This is a genomic window from Pristimantibacillus sp. Z349TD_6, assembly GCF_056173205.1.
Window position 1 is genome coordinate 367125 of the sequence record NZ_CM149662.1, and the last position, 18248, is coordinate 385372.

At 44.1% G+C, this 18248-nt stretch carries 16 protein-coding genes; 15 read left to right on the plus strand and 1 reads right to left on the minus strand.

Annotated features, from left to right (window positions below; all coding sequences use genetic code 11):
* Positions 1–13: 13 nt before the first annotated feature.
* The 14 genes from AC0VYE_RS01680 (at position 14) to AC0VYE_RS01745 (ending at position 16468) form a co-directional block, all read left to right on the plus strand.
* Entirely contained in the window at positions 14–1111 is a 1098-nt protein-coding gene (locus AC0VYE_RS01680) for a LytTR family transcriptional regulator DNA-binding domain-containing protein (protein ID WP_475445626.1), read from the plus strand.
* A 173-nt stretch (positions 1112–1284) separates the two neighbouring features.
* Complete coding sequence (locus AC0VYE_RS01685; RefSeq protein WP_475445627.1) at positions 1285–2133, plus strand: ABC transporter ATP-binding protein; 849 nt, start codon at positions 1285–1287, stop codon at positions 2131–2133.
* A complete protein-coding gene (locus AC0VYE_RS01690; protein ID WP_475445629.1) occupies positions 2130–2840 on the plus strand; it encodes an ABC transporter permease in 711 nt (236 codons plus the stop codon). Before AC0VYE_RS01685 ends, AC0VYE_RS01690 begins: the two co-directional genes overlap by 4 nt.
* 197 nt (positions 2841–3037) lie before the next feature.
* Positions 3038–4663 (plus strand): response regulator transcription factor, encoded by a 1626-nt coding sequence (locus tag AC0VYE_RS01695; protein ID WP_475445630.1) that lies wholly within the window; start codon positions 3038–3040, stop codon positions 4661–4663.
* Position 4664: 1 nt separating this feature from the next.
* Entirely contained in the window at positions 4665–6449 is a 1785-nt protein-coding gene (locus AC0VYE_RS01700) for a cache domain-containing sensor histidine kinase (RefSeq protein ID WP_076268591.1), read from the plus strand.
* Between the two features lie 15 nt (positions 6450–6464).
* The gene (locus AC0VYE_RS01705) at positions 6465–7451 is read left to right on the plus strand and encodes a substrate-binding domain-containing protein (RefSeq protein WP_475445632.1); all 987 of its coding nucleotides are present in this window, start codon (positions 6465–6467) and stop codon (positions 7449–7451) included.
* Positions 7452–7480: 29 nt separating this feature from the next.
* Positions 7481–8764, plus strand: a complete 1284-nt coding sequence (locus AC0VYE_RS01710; protein WP_475445634.1) for an extracellular solute-binding protein — start codon at positions 7481–7483, stop codon at positions 8762–8764.
* 189 nt (positions 8765–8953) lie between these two features.
* The gene (locus tag AC0VYE_RS01715; protein WP_083682071.1) at positions 8954–10321 is read left to right on the plus strand and encodes an ABC transporter substrate-binding protein; all 1368 of its coding nucleotides are present in this window, start codon (positions 8954–8956) and stop codon (positions 10319–10321) included.
* Positions 10322–10408: 87 nt separating this feature from the next.
* Positions 10409–11311, plus strand: coding sequence for a carbohydrate ABC transporter permease (locus AC0VYE_RS01720; RefSeq protein ID WP_475445636.1), 903 nt, complete (start codon positions 10409–10411; stop codon positions 11309–11311).
* Positions 11312–11324: 13 nt separating this feature from the next.
* Entirely contained in the window at positions 11325–12170 is an 846-nt protein-coding gene (locus AC0VYE_RS01725; RefSeq protein ID WP_475445638.1) for a carbohydrate ABC transporter permease, read from the plus strand.
* Between the two features lie 195 nt (positions 12171–12365).
* On the plus strand, positions 12366–13442 hold the full coding sequence (locus AC0VYE_RS01730; protein WP_076268587.1) for a copper resistance D family protein: 1077 nt from the start codon (positions 12366–12368) through the stop codon (positions 13440–13442).
* Positions 13443–13597: 155 nt separating this feature from the next.
* Entirely contained in the window at positions 13598–14695 is a 1098-nt protein-coding gene (locus AC0VYE_RS01735; RefSeq protein WP_475445640.1) for a polysaccharide deacetylase family protein, read from the plus strand.
* 18 nt (positions 14696–14713) lie between these two features.
* Positions 14714–15865 (plus strand): MFS transporter, encoded by a 1152-nt coding sequence (locus AC0VYE_RS01740; RefSeq protein WP_076268585.1) that lies wholly within the window; start codon positions 14714–14716, stop codon positions 15863–15865.
* Positions 15866–16192: 327 nt separating this feature from the next.
* A complete protein-coding gene (locus AC0VYE_RS01745; protein WP_475445642.1) occupies positions 16193–16468 on the plus strand; it encodes a hypothetical protein in 276 nt (91 codons plus the stop codon).
* Between the two features lie 42 nt (positions 16469–16510).
* Here AC0VYE_RS01745 and udk read toward each other — a convergent pair whose 3' ends face one another.
* Positions 16511–17146, minus strand: coding sequence for a uridine kinase (udk, locus tag AC0VYE_RS01750; RefSeq protein ID WP_076268584.1), 636 nt, complete (start codon positions 17144–17146; stop codon positions 16511–16513).
* Positions 17147–17291: 145 nt separating this feature from the next.
* Here udk and AC0VYE_RS01755 point away from each other — a divergent pair, with 145 nt between their 5' ends.
* On the plus strand, positions 17292–18212 hold the full coding sequence (locus AC0VYE_RS01755; protein WP_441959073.1) for an aldo/keto reductase: 921 nt from the start codon (positions 17292–17294) through the stop codon (positions 18210–18212).
* Positions 18213–18248: the final 36 nt, after the last annotated feature.

Sequence of the window (18248 nt, forward strand, 5' to 3'; positions counted from 1 at the left end):
GCTAGGTGATCATATGGCGGTTCTTACCATCAATGAGTTAGAGAGATATACCGAAAACGTACTCGTATTTCCTGCCTTTCATATTGAAATAGCTCGTCATGAAGTGGTCGCGCTTTATTCGAGCATGAATGTCCGAAATACGTTATTAGCGATGCTGACAGGAAAACTACCGATTTCCAGTGGAGAAATTAAGTTGAATGATCTGTCATTTGCAAATAACAGGAAAGGTTTTCTTAGTCAGATAGGTCTTTTGCTGTTGGAAGAAGGTTCTTATGAACGGCTGACGGTCAAAGAAAACTTTAGCTTCTTTAAACAGATATACGGTTCAAGCCTATCCATCGATGAAGCTGTCCGAATCGTCAATCTTGATCTGAAAGCCAATAAGCGCCTAACGAAGCTGAGTCTGTCAGAGAAAAGGCGGGTTCAGTTTGCACGCTTATTATTTCAAGATCCTGCTCTTTACATTTTTGAGGAGCCAGATCAGAACGTTGACCTCGAAACAAAGCTTGTTTTTCATAAAATGGTTCATACGCTCGGGGAAAGCGGCAAAGCGATTCTCGTGCTCACGGGGAATATGGAAACAGCGCTTAGTGTGACAAGCCGTGTCTATCGTCTGGATGAGAAGGGACTCAAAGCTTTTGATGTTCAAGATACAGAAGAGGAACCGAAATCCGTATCTCCAGAAGATGCGGATAAAAAGGAAGAACCTATGCCTTCGCATGCAGAGAGTGATGAGGACCTTGAAGATGATGAACCTATCGTTCAGCACGTCAAATTCGAGAAAATTCCGACACGAATGAATGACAAAATTATATTGTTCAATCCTCCGGAAATTGATTATATCGAAAGCAGTGAAGGACAAACAAATCTCTATATTAAAGGGGAGATGTATCCAACCTCCTTCAAAATTAATGAGCTGGAAGAAAGACTGCAGACGTATGGTTTCTTTCGTTGCCATCGTTCTTACATCGTTAATTTGCAAAAGGTAAGAGAAGTCATCACCTTCACTCGCAATAGCTATAGCTTGGTGCTTGATGATCATTTAAAGACTAACGTACCGTTGTCAAAAACAAAAATGGCTGAGTTAAAGGAAATGATCGGGCTTAAATAAGCGCCATTCACCGAAACCGCTGCTCCAAACCACGTGATTATTGCGCTATTCAGCCCGAAATACGCATCATTCACCCCTTTGTATGCTCCATTCAATGCGATTATAATGCGCCTCTTCCTCCTCTCACCTAAGCTGAAGGTAGACCAGATAAAACAACGGAGGTTGAGAGCGGCATGCAAAATATAATTGAAGTGACTTCATTAGAGAAATCATTTTCGAATTCGAGGGCGTTAAAGGACGTTTCCTTTAACGTAAGGAAGGGTGAGATTTTCGGTTTTCTAGGACCAAGCGGATCGGGCAAAACAACAACCATCAAAATATTAACAGCGCAGTCGAAGCCAACCTCGGGGAGTGCCTACGTATTTGGAGTACCCACGAGTAAATTGCGAGAAGAGAAGTATCGCAAAAAAATGGGGATCATTACCGACAATACGTCTTTGTATGCCCGCTTATCTGTTTACGATAATTTGAAGTTTTTTTGTGATTTATACGATGTGCCCGAAGGCCGGATTCATGTCGTGCTGCAGATGGTGAATTTGGAGCAAGAGAGCAAGAAGATGGTATCTAAATTATCCAAGGGCATGCTTCAACGGGTCATTCTCGCTCGGGCTTTCCTGCATGAACCAGAGCTCTTGTTTCTGGATGAGCCCACTTCAGCGCTTGACCCTGTGAATACGAAGCATATTTATGAAGGCTTGTTACAATTGAAAGCAAAGGGTACAACCATTTTTTTAACGACGCATGATATGAACGAAGCCGAAACTTTATGTGACCGCGTTGCTTTCCTAAACAATGGAACGATTCAATTGCTCGATGAACCAAAGAAGCTGCGAGAGCAACATAGCGATGCAACCATTACAGTAGAGCTAACCGATGGGTCAACGATTATTGTATCAAAGGGAGCTGACGGGGCGCAGAAGGTGTTTGACTATATGAGCAAAAACCAAATTGCATCCATTCAATCGAACTTTCCAACATTAGGCGATATTTTTGTAGAAGTGACTGGGAGGAAACTATCATGACATTTTCAATGAAGCGAGTAAGGGCCATTTTGCAAAAAGACTACAAAGACGTATCTCGAAACATGTATATAACCTCGACATTGTTCCTTCCTTTAGTCCTGGCTGCTTTATATGGGCGCATTGGTGTGAATACCATTGATGTACAATATCTGGTCATCAATATGGCTTTAATTTTAGTAGCTACGTATGTGCAGTCGGCCTTGGTAGCTGAAGAGAAAGAAAAAAATACACTGCGCGGACTCATGCTGTCACCGGCGAGTATTTTCGAGATTTTTTGCGGCAAAAGCTTGCTAAGCTTTATTGCGGGCACGGTCATTATTGTTTTCTCTGCTTTACTTTCTAATTATCATCCGAAAAACCTATTGGTCATTATCATCGCTATATTTTTATCATCCGTTTTTTATTTGGGTTTAGGCACGTTCATCGGTTTGTTAACTAAATCGGTGATGGAAGCCTCCGTTGCGATCATGCCGGCTTTTGTCATTTTTGCTTTTGGGTCATTGATTACACCGTTGATGGATCAGTATCCAATCCTGACCATTGCCAATTATATGCCAAACCTGCAGCTGATTGAACTAGCGAAGCAAGTAGAGGCTGGTGCGGGGCTGGCAGACGTATTGTCCCACTTAGCTATTATTTTTGTGTGGATTGTTGCGATGTATGCTTTATGCTTGTACGTATACAAGAAACGTATGGTTGACGAATAAAGCAAAGCAGTTGATTAAATGGTGGGAGGAGCAGCATGATTTTGCTGCCGCTCAAGCCAAGAAAACCCGAGTCGCTAGCGGCCGGGTTTTTCGACATTTTCCTGAATCAAAGAATTGTAAGCTGGTGTATTCTCATGCATAATTGGAGTATATTGTTACTGCTCGTATATTGGCATTTACAGACTGGAGAGGCTTCGATGTATAAAGTAATTATTGTCGATGATGAAGCGGTTGTCCGAATCGGATTAAAAAATACAATCAATTGGAATGAGCATGGCTTCGAATTGATTGGTGATTACGCTAACGGTCGAGAAGCGTGGGATGCCGTAGAATTGGATAGGCCGGAGCTCGTTATTTCAGACATCAGTATGCCGTTCATGGACGGATTAGAGCTGGCTGGTTTAATTTCCACTCAATTCCCGTATATAAAAATGATTATATTAACGGGCTATGACGAATTTGAGTATGCGCAGCAGGCGATTCGGCTTAAAATTTCTGATTTCATTCTGAAACCGATTACAGCGCAAGAAATACGTCAGCTCCTGGATCGAATAAAAGCAGAGATGGATGAAGAGAAGCAGCGTCGTGAAGATCTGGGCAGGCTAAACAACCAGCTGGAGCACAGTCTTCCGCTGCTTAAAGAGCGATTTCTAGAGCGTTTAGTTGCGGTTGGTTTAGGGAAAGTGGAAATCGCAGAACGTTTTGCTTATTTCAACCTGCCGCCGATATCACCGCTATATTTGGTCATGGTCGTAGATATCGACGATTTTGGCGACCGAGAACTGTCCTCCTATGAGCATGATGTCGAATTTTTGCGATTCGCTGCTTATGATATTTTTAATGAAACGCTGGACCGAGAGCATGTGCTGACCTTCCGAACCCGTGAGGAGCGGATGGTTGCCATCATTTATGGACATGACAGTGAAAGCCTGCTATATGAACAAGGATTTTCGCTTGCTGAGGAGGTCCGCTATCATATTGAGAAATATTTGAAGTTTACAGTGACGATAGGAATTGGACGAACATGTACGCTCGCTGAACAGCTGCCGTTATCTTACAAGAGCGCATTGTCGGTGCTGGACTATCGTTTCCTGCTAGGAAAGAATAGAGTGCTGAGCATCATTGATATAGAAGGAAAACCTTCCGGATACATGCCGCTGAGTCATGACCTCGACCGCAAGCTGGCTGCTGCTGTGAAGACAGGCGCCATTCAAGAAGCCTACCAATTGATTGAACAAGGGGTAGCGGAGCTGAAAACCTCTCTTGTTCCAGTAGAAGCCTGTATGCTGCAAATGCAAAAGGTTGTTCTCTCGCTGATGAACTCTGTGCAGGAGCTAGCCGTTCGAGAGCAGGAATCACCGTTTGAGCAGCAAATGAAGCTGATGAACATATTCAAGTTCAAGACGCTGGACGAGGTTGAGATTTGGCTAAAGGACATGGTAAGCTCCGTTATTTCTACTATAGCGGATAACCGTAATTATTTGACCAACATGCAAATTCATCGCGCGGTGGAGTATATTGATACGAATTACGCGAATGAAAAGATGTCGTTGCAGGACTTATGCCGTCATGTGCTCATGAGCTCAAGCTATTTCAGTCTCGTGTTTAAACAGCATACAGGAGAGACATTTATTGAATATTTGACCGGCGTAAGGGTGGCTAAGGCGAAGGAGCTGCTTCACAATTCGGCGATGAAGCTGTATGAAATTGCGGAGCAGGTGGGGTATAAGGATCCGAATTATTTTAGCATTTTATTTAAGAAGCACACAGGTATAACGCCAAAGGATTATAGAGAGAAACAAATAAAGGGGAGCGGAGCCTAACATGCTCAAAGATCGGTTCTTTCCTTTGTTTCCGCTAAAAAGCATTCAATCCAATATATCTTTGGCGTTTTCTATGCTGATTTTGGCTGCAATTGTATTAACAACTCTAGTAAGCTATCAGGTTTCCGTCGCGGCGGTTGAGCGGAATTCGAAGGGCTACATTGAGGAAATCATTAAGCAAGTCAATTTAAATATTCAATCGTATGTCGACAATATGGAAAATATATCACTGCTCGCTTTAACGAATAAGGACGTCAAGTATTACATATCGGACAATAATTTTATTAGCGCAGAGAACCGCCGCACGTACGAGAAACAAATTTCCGACTTGTTCCAGGCGATTTTGTATACGCGCAAGGACATTGCATCCATCATGGTGTTTGGATACAATGGTCGATTTGTTTCTGACCGCCGAATAACTACCTTAAATCCAAATACGAAGATAGAGGATCAAGAGTGGTATCAGCTGGCAAAAGCGGCAGGCGGCAGGTCCGTCGTTTCTGCACCTCATGTACAAAGCTTAATTGAAAACGAATACCGCTGGGTTGTTTCTCTGAGTCGAGAGCTTAAGAGCACAGATGGGATTAAGGCGGATGGCGTACTCCTCGTTGATCTAAACTTAAGTGTCATTAATGACATTTGCGAAAATATTAACCTCGGCAAAAAAGGTTATCTCTTCATCGTGGATAACGAAGGCCATATCGTTTATCATCCGCAGCAGCAGCTCATCGATAGCAAACTGCGTACAGAGCGTATTGCAGAAGTTTTGCAGGCTCCAAGCGGTCAATCCTTCGTCGTGAACGAGGGTGGAGACAAACGTATTTACTCCGTGCAGGACACAAACTTTGGATGGAGAATTGCCGGGGTGGCTTATTCAGATGATTTGATTGCAAACAAAGAGGGGCTGCGTAATTCCATTATCTTTTATTCCTTATGCGGCTTAGCTGTCACGCTGCTGATTTCTATAGGATTGTCACATCGCTTATCCAAGCCTATTAAAGTATTGCAATCCGACATGAAGCAAGTAGAGAAGGGCAACTTCAATATTCAGACGGAAATTGGCCAAATGAATGAAATTGGACAGCTGGGTCGATCTTTTAACTTAATGGTCAGCAGAACCAAGTTTCTAATGGAGGAAACGATTTTAAATCAGGAAAATAAGCGAAAAAGCGAGCTTCTGCTGCTTCAATCGCAAATCAATCCCCATTTTCTATACAACACTCTCGATTCGATTGTGTGGATGGCCGAGCAGAAGCAGCATGAGGAGGTCGTTCTGATGACATCCGCTTTAGCTAAGCTGTTCCGCGCCAGCATTACGAAGGAAAAAGAGCTCGTTCCAATTCGAGTGGAAATTGAGCATATTACGAACTACTTGCTTATACAGAAAATGCGCTATAACGATGAGCTTAATTATGTCATTGATATGGAAGAATCAATTCTCGACTATAAAACGTTAAAAATATTGCTTCAGCCTTTTGTAGAAAATGCGATATATCATGGCATCCGGAACATGTATGGCATGGATGATGGATTAATTACGATACGTGGAAGGCAGTCTGGCGATCAAATTATTTTTGAAGTAGAGGATAACGGCCAAGGGATGTCAGCGGAACAGCTAGGGAAGCTTCTCTACAGCAACTTGGAGGATAACGCCAACCAGGGCATCGGAATACGCAATGTAAACGAGCGGATTAAGCTCTATTTTGGACATGAGTATGGCATCCAAATTCGCAGCGAAATTGAAGAGGGCACCTGTATTACGATCGTAATACCGAAGCTCGATTAAGGGGGAAGCAAAATAATGCGAAAGCATCGATTTACGCTGCTGCTAGTCGTGGCAATTGCGATGATTGCCATCTATTTTGTATTCAACTTTAATCTGCTTTTTGGCGTTAACCGTGAGGAGAAAAATGTTACGGTCATTTTGAAATCCTTAAATATTCGACTTGATTTCTGGCAGGCAGTCAATCAGGGTGCGGAAGCAGCAGCCAAAGAGACGGGGCTAAACCTAAGTGTAGAAGGTCCGCTTATTGAAGGCGCTTCCAATGCTCAGATTCAAATCTTGGAGGATGCGATCGCACGGAAGCCGCAAGCGATTGTCATAGATATGGTAATGGATAATCGAATGCCAGCTATTCTTGCCAAGGCGCGCGCTGCAGGCATCAAGCTGGTCATTATTAATCATTCTCCGAGTATGAAGCCCTCTCCTATCGTTGTTTCAAGCAACCATAAAGAAGCAGGACAACTAGCAGGACAAACCTCCATTCAGGAAACGGACGGCGATCCGAATATTGCCGTTATTAGTGATTACGCGAGATCGGTTATTTCGCAAGAGAGGCTGGAGGGAATGCGCCTTGCATTAAAGGGCTACAAAGCGAGTGCAATGGAAACCTATTATGCAGATGATTCCGAGGATCAAGCCTATGAAATTGCCAAGCGGCTGCTTCGAAGTGATTCCGGCATTAATACATTTATTACGCTCAATCAATCCGCGTCACAGGGGGTTGCAAGGCTGCTGAAGGAGTATAACAAGGCAGGTGCTATTAATCTTATTGGATTTGATAGCACCAGTGATGAGGTTCAGTTGCTGGAGTCGGGCATTATGACAGCTTCTATTGTACAAAAGCCATTTAATATGGGTTATCTTGGCGTGAAAGCGGCGCTAAAGCTAATTGATGGAGAAAAAACCGAGCCTATCACCTATATCGAATCCAATGTCATTACGAAAGAAAATATGTACACAACGGAAAATCAGAAGCTGCTATTCCCATTTATAACGAGTAAGTAGATCCCTATTCGGAAGGATAATATAACTTTATGCAGCGAAAACGGTATGGAATTAAACCTCTTATGGTTGCTATCAGCCTTTTGTTAATTACAGTAGTTTCCTCTTCGTGCATGAACGAGAACCCAGAGCCCGTTGCAACTCCGAAGGAGGAGCGGGCGTTGATTCGGTTTGTCGCCTCCGAATACAGTACGGAAACGAAGCCGCTGCTTGAGAAGCTGGTAAAAGAGTTTGAGAGGAAAAACCCTCTCATTGATGTAGAGCTGCAAGTAGCCAACTGGGATATACTTGATGGAATCTATACGACTATGATTAGCAAAAACCAGCCTCCCGATCTTCTGAATACGAATGTGTATGCCCATTACGCCAAGGATGGCTTGTTAAATAATATGGATGATATTATATCGCCTGAACTAGCGAATCGGCTGTATCCGAACTTAGTAGATATGGATCAGATAGACGGGGTGCAATACGCAATTCCATACGTTGCTACTACACGGAATTTATACTATAACAAGGAGCTGTTCCGCAAAGCGGGCATTGCTGCCCCTCCGACAACGTGGTCGGAGCTAGAGCAGGCCGCAATGAAAATTAAAGCGCTTGGCGCAGCAGACGGCTTCGGAATTGACCTGTCGGACAATGAGACACAGGCGACTTTGTCTTATATATTTTTCGGTTCGGGTGGAGATTGGATTAAAGATGGGAAATGGGCCATTAATTCACCGACCAATGTGGAAGGATTGACTTTTTTTAAAGAGCTGTTTGATAAAGGCTTGACTGAGCCAGAGCCGAACATAACGACTCGCGACGAGAAGCAGCGAATTATGGGCGGAGGCAATCTTGCTATGATGATATCTGGCAATTATTTCTCGGCAGTCGTCCCCAAAGAGTTTCCGGAGCTGGAATGGGGAAAGGGTCCGATTCCAGTAAAGGATGGTACATCGCCAATTACGTTTGGTGTACATGATCTGCTCGTGTCCTTCAAAACTGATCATACCAATAAAGAAGCGTTGTCCAAGTTTCTTGACTTCCTTTATGAGGACCGAGCTTATGAAGAAATGATTAAACGCGAAGGGTTTCTTCCCGTTACGACGACGGTGGGTACCAAGCTGTCGGAGAAAAGCGAAGTGATCAAAAGCGATTTGGAAGCGTTAAGCAAAGCGAGGTTTTATCCGGCGAAGGAGCCTGCTTGGCAAGCGGTGCTTGATTATACCCGTAAGCTAGGTGAAGCTGTTCTATATGAGCAAATGACGCCAAAAGCGGCATTAGATGAATTGCAGTCTTTTGCAGAAAATAAGAGCAATCAGCAAAAATAAGCGCTATCTTAGCGAAATTACTCGAAAAATAGCTTTATATGCACGGAAGAGAAGATAATAAAGAATATATGGAAGATATTCAATAGAGATTATAGCCCTCCCAATTTATGATGAAATTACACGATGGAGCAGCAAGATGAGCCCCTAGGTACAGTGTAAAAAACATCATTTTTGGGAGGGTTTGCTTTAATGATTATGAAGAAAAAGATTGCAGCGCTTGGTATCGCCGTTATTTTGGCTGCCGTATCGTTAGTTGGATGTGGCTCGAATAGCAATAATGGTGGAGCAGCTACTAATGCACCTACAAAGGAGCCGGCTGCTGAAGCGACGGACGCACCTGCTGCAACCGACACGACGGTTAAGCTGACAGGCGATTTCGAAATTCAATATTTTGTGGGCGGGTATGGCGATAAATGGTGGAAAAAAGTTATTGCTGATTTCCAAGCTGCAAATCCGGAGCTTAACATTAAAGAATCCGCAGGACCTAAAATTAACGATCAAAATAGACCGCGCTGGATCGGCGGCAACCCGCCAGATTTCGTATACATCGATGGTCCGGTATTGAACGATCGCCAAATGGTTGAAGACGGCCAGCTGGAGGATTTGACGGATTGGCTGAAAGATGCCAAAAACGTTGACGGTGATCTAATCAGCGACATTTTGGCTCAACCTGCTCAACAATTTGACGGTAAAGTATACAACATTCCACTCGTACTCAACTCATGGGGTGTTTTCTGGAACAAAGCGCTCTTCAAGGAAAAAGGCTGGGCTGAGCCAACTGACTTCCCATCGTTCCTTGCTGTAAGCGAAAAAATCAAAGCAGACGGCATTACGCCGTTCATTCACACAGGTAAATACCCGTACTATATCAATGGCTCGTTCCTGTATCCAGCTATCGTATCAGCAAACAACAACGATTTCTCTATTCTTCAAGATATGGCAGCTAACAAAGTAGAAGCATTTGAGAGCCCTGCTGTTCTTGCTGCATTGAACAAAATCGTAGAAATGCGCGATAAGGATTACATCGACAAAGCTTCTATCCAAATCAATCACACGGATTCACAAATGCTGTTCCTGCAAAACAAAGATGCTTTCATTGTGAATGGCCTTTGGCTGCCTAATGAAATGGCTAAAGACGTTCCTGCTGGCTTTGACTTTGGTTTCATTCCTTCCATTACGCAAGAAGCAGGCGGTAAAGTGGTTGCGAATACATCCACAGCTACAGTTGCCATTGCGAAAAAAGCGAAAAACAAAGAAGCAGCTAAAGCGTTCCTGCAATTCATTTTCTCGAAAGATCAAGCTTCACAATGGGCTGAGCTAAGCGGCGCGCCTTCCAACATTAAAGGCGACATCAGCAGCTCCAATGCGCCAAGCCATGTTAAAGATGCTGCTAAATATTTGACAGATCCTAACACGGTTGTAATCCCAACAATCACTTACAACGCTGACGTTGATAAAGCGATGATGGATGCAACAGATGCACTGACAATTAGCAAAATTACGCCTGAAGAGTGGGTTAAGCGGGTAACTGACGTGGTGAAAAAGGTTAGCAAATAATAAGCCTTCAAAAGATTGACGGCAGAGATTGATCGAGGCATAACGCCTCGATCACTTTCTGTGAATTTACTCGGAGGGATGGAAGGTATGAACTCAGGGACAGTAAAATGGCAGAGAAATATATTTATCGCATCATTCATCATCCCAACTCTTTTATTTTTCGGCGTATTTACAATCTATCCGGTAGTGCAAAGCTTGTATTATTCATTTTTTGACTGGTCCGGCATGTCGGAGACAAAAACGTTTGTTGGCCTTGATAATTTCAAAGAGATGTTCCATGATCCCATTGTGTGGAGAGCGATCGGCAACGACTATTTTCTTGTTGCTGGCAAAGTAATCGGAATTATGCTTCTCGCGACGTTTTTTGCAGTAGCGCTCACTAGGTTTGGCTTTAAGCTGGCTGGATTTTTTCGGTCGATTTTCTTCATTCCGAATGTAATTTCCGTCGTTGTTATTGGCGTATTGTGGAATTTCATATATAATCCGCAAATTGGCTTCCTGAATGCATTTTTGTCGTTATTCACGAGTGAAAAAGTATCGATAACGTGGCTCGGTTTTTCCGATCATACCATATGGATGCTTCTGCCTCCGGCTATTTGGGCGGGTATCGGCTTTTATATGATTCTTCTCATTGCAGCTATTCAAAGCATTCCTGCTTCCTATTTTGAAGCAGCAAGCATTGAGGGCGCAGGGGAATGGAAACAGTTTTGGAGCATCACGCTTCCGCTCGTTTGGGAGCAGATGAAAGTGTCCATTCTTAACATCATGATGACTACGCTTAACGGTTCCTTCGTAATCGTATGGATTATGACAGAAGGCGGACCAGATAACAGCACACAGGTTATGGGCTCCTACTTGTATCAAATGGCATTCCGGCAATTCCACTTTGGGTATGGTGCTTCGATAGGGTTTATCATCCTGGTCCTGTCCTTAATTACGACAATCGTACTTCAACGGCTTATGCGTCATGATCCCGTTGAGATGAGCTAAGGGGGATAAAGAGATGAATATACAGATTAAAAATCCGGTCGCCAAGCTAATCATCTATGCCATTTTGATCCTATGGGGCATATCGGTATTGTACCCGCTCATTTGGACCTTGCTTGATTCTCTAAAAAATAATGAACAATTTTTCTTGAATGCACCGTGGGCTTTGCCTGAGATTCCGCTTATTTGGTCCAACTTCTCGTATGTGTGGAGCAAATACCACTTTGATACTTATTTCGTGAATTCCCTTGTCATTACGACAGGATCGACGATATTAGCTCTGCTTTTATCCGCAACGACAGCGTATGTGCTGGCGAGATATAAATTTAGAGGAAGCAATGCGTTGTTTCTGCTTTATATTTCCTCAATGATGGTACCGTTTGTACTAGCGCTCATTCCGTTATTTTTCTTGATGAATTCGCTCGGCTTAATTAATACGAAGCTTGGATTAATATTTGTTTATACGTCCAGCTTGCTGGCCTTCGGCATCTTTGTGCTCGTCGGGTTTTTCAAGTCGCTGCCGAAGGAACTGGAGGAAGCAGCGATCGTGGATGGCGCTTCTTATTACGGGACATTTTTCCGAGTTATGCTTCCGCTGGCGCAGCCAGGTTTGATCACGGTTGGCATCGTCAACATCCTGAACATCTGGAACGAATATATCGTGGGTACGATACTTATTAATGATCCGACCCAGTATACGCTGCCGGTGGAAATTGGCGTTATGCAGGCCGAGATGCAGTATCGTACAGAGTGGGGTCCGTTGTTCGCAGCGCTGTTGATCACCATTATTCCGGTTCTTATTATTTATATTATTTTTCAAAGGCAAATCGCAAGCGGGATTACAGCTGGGGCGGTTAAATAAGCTAATATTTGAATAATCCAATAGCAGCTGGCAGCTCTTTTCTCTTCCGAGGAAGGAGCTGTTCGTTTATGGAAGACGTACTCGAGTGCGGGCATTCCTATTTTTCAAACAAATATCATATGAGCATGCATTCATTTGTTTTTATTTATGATATGATGACTTTTGAGTTGAACCCTGTGCTTGGAGTTGATCATATTGTACATTTATTTGTTTGAAACGCTGCTTTATTTGTCCTTTGCTTTGACCGGCGGTTATCTATTGCTTCAATTCATTCCAGAGAAGTCCAAACCGCAATTAAAGAACATCACTGATTTATTTCAATATGCTTTATTGGCAATCCCGCTGTTTTCATTTATGTCGATTCTTCGATCAGCGCTTGTTTTACGCGATTTTGCGCAGGACATGCCCTTTATTCAGGTTTTATTAATAGTTGTAAAAGATTATTCGTACGGCAATGCATGGGTTTGGAATCTCATTATATGTACCGTGATGTACATGATCACACAGTTTAAAGGCATGCAGGGTAAAATGACCAAATGGGTTCTAGCACTCTTATGGTGTGCCAGTATTCTAGCTCATGGCTGGGCCAGCCATCCGGCAGGCTTCTCGCCTTTCTGGGGCGTACTTTCACAATCCGTTCATGTCGCTGCAGTTTCTCTTTGGCTTGGCACGCTTCTTATTGTTGCTTGGTTTACAAATGGGGAATGGAACTGGAAGGCGTTTGTACGATGGTTTACGCCAATGTCGATCAGCAGCATCGTCCTTATTGTAGCGGCTGGTATTGTGATGATGTTTCTCCTAGTCGATGGTTATATCAACTCATGGGGAATCAATTATGGACAAGCGCTTCTACTTAAGCATCTTGTTTTCTTGCCGCTTGTTCTTCTAGGCTTTATGAATGGGTTTCTATCAAAAATTACAGATAATGGTCGGCATAAAAGTAGATTGCAATGGTGGCTTCGAGCGGAAACGTTACTTGCACTAGTCATCCTCATCACAACCGCCTACATGGGTGTACAGGAGCCGCCTCATGAAGGGGAGTTCGAACAGCCTTCTCCATCTCCGTTATTTACTTTTTTGCATGGCGATTTGCAAGACGTGTCGCTGCAGTGGAACTGGAATTTGGTATATATCAGCATGATTGTTATTGGAATTGCAGCACTGGCCTTATTATTTCCCAGCTATAAAAAAGAGAAACGCAGCATGTTTGCTGCCTTTGCTTGCATAGCTGTCTTATTCCCGTTTTTTGGCATACTTTTATCTGTTCAATAGAGCAGATAGAAGGAAACTCGTTTTTGCTTTTTAAGCAGGACGAGTTTTTTTTGTAAGACAGTAGGATTGTATTAGATAAGGAGAGGAGAGTATTGGAACATTTTTTTATTCTCAACTATAATACAGGAAACTAACGAGAGAATAGGGGTTATCACATGACAATTGAAGCGTTTTGGAAGGGAAATAACGACCAGCCGATATGTGCATTTACGTTTGATGACGGGCCTTCACATCTACCACTTGAACTTTGGCTTTCTGTTCTAGAGGAAGAAGAAGCGATTGGCACCTTCTTTTTTACGGGCGAGTGGATAGATAGATATCCAGATAAAGCTAGAGAAATACTTTCACGCGGTCATGTGCTTGCCCCGCATACGTACCATCATCGTCGAATGGCAGAGGTGCCTAAGGCTGTATTTTTGGAGCAGCTTAAGCTGACCGAGCTGGCTTATCAGGATGCGACAGGCCTTGCTTGTCCAACTTTTATGCGTTTTCCTTATTGTTCTTTCCGCGAAGAAAACTTGGATTGGCTGGATGAATGGGGCGGCTACCGGGACATTGAAGGCGTCGATTCAGGAGATTGGCGGGGCGTTTCTTCGGAAGATATAATTGCAAAAGTCGAACCCGTTCTAGATAAAGGGACGATTGTCGTCATGCATAGCAATGATATTGCGACAGGCACTCCGGAGGCTTTAAGAGCACTTATCCAAACCGCTAAGCAAAGAGGACTACGATGCGTCGGTATTCCCGAAATGCTCGAGTCAGCAGGGTTAGAAGTAGGCTACAAGCCTTGGAAAATAACGGTTGAGGTCCCGTCTGAGCTGGATTATCCTTCGGAGGGCTGGGCTCCCTTTGCAAATAAAGAGGAGCTGTCTGCGCTAGCTGCTCAGACCATAGCATGGAACGTTCCACAATATACGCTTCAATTCAATTCCGAGCTGGAATGGCTTGAGCATTTGGAGAATCCAATTCATGAATTCGGTGTTATGGAGAATCGCGAGCTGTTCCATATATGGCAGTTTGAAGGCTCCTATTGGGGTTTCGTACGCGCAGGCGTCGTAGAAGATACGCTTGTACTACTCGACTTTGCGGCTAAGGAAGCGCAAGCGGATACGCTCGTGTATTTGCTTCGGTGGGCTGCTAAGACTGCGAAGGAATTAGGGTTAACCCGCATTGAAGCAAGGCGGGATATTCGCAATATGCATGAGATGTGCAGGCAGCTCGGCTGGCAATCGGAGATTAAGGAAGAGTTGTAGAGAGAAGGTACGTACCCGGTGAAGTCATTAGCAACCTATTATTTTTTATGGTATCTGGCCATTTCTGTCGTTATGCCTTACACCAGTCTATATTTCAGTGATCGCGGCTTTAGCCATACAACGGTTGGTCTCATCCTGTCCTTATGGGCATTGGTCAGCGTCATTGCCCAGCCCGTGATGGGCATGATTAATGACCGAATCAACAACCCGCGCAAAATTATCATGATCTGCGTCATCATTGCTCCGATCCTCGGTCTTGGATTTCAGCTCATGGAGGGACTTGCGGGGATTCTCTTCTTGTCTATTTTCTTTGCATGGTTTCAATCCTCGGGCGGGCCGATAGGCGACGCGATGTCTGTAGAAATTGCCAGCAAAAAAGGTTTTTCCTTTGGCAGCGTCAGGTTATGGGGAGCTTTAAGTTATGCGATAGGTACCTTTGCTACAGGCATTTTATACGAAAAATACGGCTACAACGATATCTTTATTTATTATCTTATTGTGAGTTTAACCGTCTGCTTGGCGCTCATGCTGCTTCCAGCAACGAAGGTTACTCGTAGAAATGTGACGTTATTCGGCCAAATGGGCGAGGTTGTTCGCAATAAGCCGTTTATGATCTTTGTCGCTACAAGCATGCTGATGATGATGTCTGCATCAATTAATATGAATTTTTTGCCATTATACTTTAAGGAAATGGGCTTTGATAAGAGCTGGATCGGCAGTGCTTTTGCGATAGCCGCTATTATTGAGGTGCCGATGTTCTGGGTGGCGACGAAGCTAAGCAAGCGAATAGGCAGATACCAGCTGCTGTGCGTCGCGGCTTTGATCTATGGCATCCAATATTTTGCAATGTTTTTCTTCGACAACGTTTCATTGACGCTGGCGGTGCAACTGCTAAATGGGATCGCATTCGCTTTTGTCGCGGGCACAGCTGTTGAAATCGTACAAAGCTATGCGACTGAGGGCACGAAAGCGACTTTGCAAACGGTATATGCGGCTGTAACCTGGGGACTCGGAGGCATTGTCGGAAATGCGATGGGCGGCGCGGTGGTCGATTACTTTGGAGCGCCATTTCTTTATTTGATTCTGTTCTGTTTATGTCTGACGGCTTCGGTGCTGTTTTTCGCAAACAAGCATCATGAGCGCGGAAGCCAAACAAACTCTATTGTTTAGTGGTTGCTCGCTGAAATAGATTTTGAGAATAGACATATTGCTGCTGAGAGGCAGCCAAATGGCGCAGTATGCGTGCTTTAAGCGAAAATAGCGCTAGAAAAGAGTCTTATTATCATCGGATGAGCTCAATTTGCTGAAATAGAACTAGAAAGTAGTCTTATTGTTGCTGAGAGGCTTCCAAATGTCGCAGTATACGTGGTTCAGGTGAAAATAGCACTAGAAAATAGTCTTATTATCATCGGATGAGCTCATTTTGCTAAAATAGAACTAGAAAGTAGTCTTATTGCTGCTGAGAAGCGACCGGATGGCGCAGTATGCGTGTTTTAAGTGAAAATAAAACTAGAAAATAGTCTTATTATCCTCGTATTAGCTCATTTTGCTGAAATAGAACTAGAAAGTAGTCTTATTGCTGTTGAGAGGCAGCCAAATGGCGCAGTATACGTGGTTCAGGTGAAAATAGCACTAGAAAATAGTCTTATTATCCTCGTATTAGCTCATTCTGCTGAAATAGAACTAGAAAGTAGTCTTATTGCTGCTGAGAAGCTGCCGAATGGCACTTTAAACTTACATTTGCTAAAAAAGGGGCAGTCCCTCATGGTCTGAAATGACCGGAGGGACTGCCCTTTTCCTATGTTTAGAGCGCAATTAACCGAGAATCGGCGGCTCGTGATCTGTCATATATTTTTCAGTCAGTATGGACAGCAACTGGATACCGACCTCATTGTGTCCGCCTTCGGGAATGATTAGATCGGCATATTTTTTGGATGGTTCGATAAAAGCCTCGTGCATTGGCTTAACCGTCTTCAAGTACTGGTCATGAACGGACTGGATCGTCCGGCCGCGCTCCTCAATATCCCGAAGCACACGACGGAGAATACGCACATCGGGGTCCGTATCGACGAATACTTTGATGTCGAGCAGCTTCCGAATGCTCTCTTCCGCGAGCACATGAAGTCCTTCCAATATTACGATATTGTTCGGCTTAAGCTCTACCGTTTCTGTTGTGGATGGAGCATAAGCGGCGAAGTCATAGACTGGCGCGTAAACGGTTTTCCCTTCTTTTAGAAGCAGCAGATCTTGAGCGAGCAGCTCGATATCGAAAGAGAGAGGGTGATCATAATTGATCAATTCACGTTCAGCCATGCTGAGATGCGAATAGGTTTTATAGTAGTTATCCTGAGATATGAAAGTTACTTTTTCCGATCCAAGACGTTCAATGACAGAGCGTGCAACCGTAGTTTTTCCCGAACCGGTGCCGCCAGCGATACCAATAATAAGCATGGTGATTCAGTAAACCTCCCTAATAAAATTGCCATAGCAATTTCAGTATTGTAGCACAGAATACGGAAGCATGCTATTTCTTACTCATGGTTTAAAATGTTAAAATGAAAAGGACAGGCTACATCATTTAGAAGGAGTGTTGATCTTGAAGTATAGAAGACTCGGAAGCACAGAACTAAATGTGTCGGTAATCGGCATCGGAACCTGGCAGTTTGGAGGAGAATGGGGCCGAGAGTATTCGCAGAACGAAGTCGATTTGATTCTCGATAAAGGGCGTGAGCTTGGCATCAATCTGATTGATACCGCTGAATGTTACGGTGATCACCTCTCAGAGTCACTCATTGGAGATTATATCAGCCGCCGCAACCGCGAGGATTGGATCATAGCAACAAAGTTTGGCCATCATTTCCACGAGCGCTTCACGCGTACCGACGTATTTGACGCCGAAGGTGTTGTAGCTCAGCTTGATGCTTCACTGAAGGCGCTAAAGACGGACTATATTGACCTGTACCAGTTCCACTCAGGACCAGACCAAGCATTTGATAATGACGTGCTGTGGACCACTCTGGATAAGCAAATTGCAGCCGGGAAAATCCGTTTTCTTGGGACGTCTATCGGCAGCAATGACAATCTGCATCAGACAGAAGCATCAACAAAGGTGAACTCTCGCGTCATTCAGGTCGTATATAATCGACTCGACCGTCAACCGGAGGAAAGAGTATTTCCAGCATGCGAGCAGCAGGATTTGGGCGTGCTTGCACGTGTTCCGCTGGCGAGCGGCTATTTGAGCGGCAAATATAAGCCGGGGGCCGTATTCGGTGATACCGATGTACGCCACAGGCATGATAAAGAGAACACGCGACTTAAGCTGCTGGAAGTAGAACACATTCAGCGTGAAGAGGTGCCGCAAGGTGTCGATATGGCGAGCTGGGCGCTGGCTTGGTGCTTGAAGCATCCTGCCGTAACGGCTGTCATTCCGGGCTGCAAGGACCCGGCTCAGGTTGAAGCGAACGCAAAGGCGGCAATGCTTGCAGTCGAGCCTCACCCGCAGGATCGCAGCAACTAGATATTTTCGACATAAGAAGAGGCTGTCGCAAAAGGT

Excerpts from the sequence above, each read along its gene's own strand:
- AC0VYE_RS01680 (WP_475445626.1), top strand. The coding sequence starts at position 14 with ATGGCGGTTCTTACCATCAATGAGTTAGAGAGATATACCGAAAACGTA.
- AC0VYE_RS01685 (WP_475445627.1), top strand. The coding sequence starts at position 1,285 with ATGCAAAATATAATTGAAGTGACTTCATTAGAGAAATCATTTTCGAAT.
- AC0VYE_RS01690 (WP_475445629.1), top strand. The coding sequence starts at position 2,130 with ATGACATTTTCAATGAAGCGAGTAAGGGCCATTTTGCAAAAAGACTAC.
- AC0VYE_RS01695 (WP_475445630.1), top strand. The coding sequence starts at position 3,038 with ATGTATAAAGTAATTATTGTCGATGATGAAGCGGTTGTCCGAATCGGA.
- AC0VYE_RS01700 (WP_076268591.1), top strand. The coding sequence starts at position 4,665 with ATGCTCAAAGATCGGTTCTTTCCTTTGTTTCCGCTAAAAAGCATTCAA.
- AC0VYE_RS01705 (WP_475445632.1), top strand. The coding sequence starts at position 6,465 with ATGCGAAAGCATCGATTTACGCTGCTGCTAGTCGTGGCAATTGCGATG.
- AC0VYE_RS01710 (WP_475445634.1), top strand. The coding sequence starts at position 7,481 with ATGCAGCGAAAACGGTATGGAATTAAACCTCTTATGGTTGCTATCAGC.
- AC0VYE_RS01715 (WP_083682071.1), top strand. The coding sequence starts at position 8,954 with ATGATTATGAAGAAAAAGATTGCAGCGCTTGGTATCGCCGTTATTTTG.
- AC0VYE_RS01720 (WP_475445636.1), top strand. The coding sequence starts at position 10,409 with ATGAACTCAGGGACAGTAAAATGGCAGAGAAATATATTTATCGCATCA.
- AC0VYE_RS01725 (WP_475445638.1), top strand. The coding sequence starts at position 11,325 with ATGAATATACAGATTAAAAATCCGGTCGCCAAGCTAATCATCTATGCC.
- AC0VYE_RS01735 (WP_475445640.1), top strand. The coding sequence starts at position 13,598 with ATGACAATTGAAGCGTTTTGGAAGGGAAATAACGACCAGCCGATATGT.
- udk (WP_076268584.1), bottom strand. The coding sequence starts at position 17,146 with ATGCTTATTATTGGTATCGCTGGCGGCACCGGTTCGGGAAAAACTACG.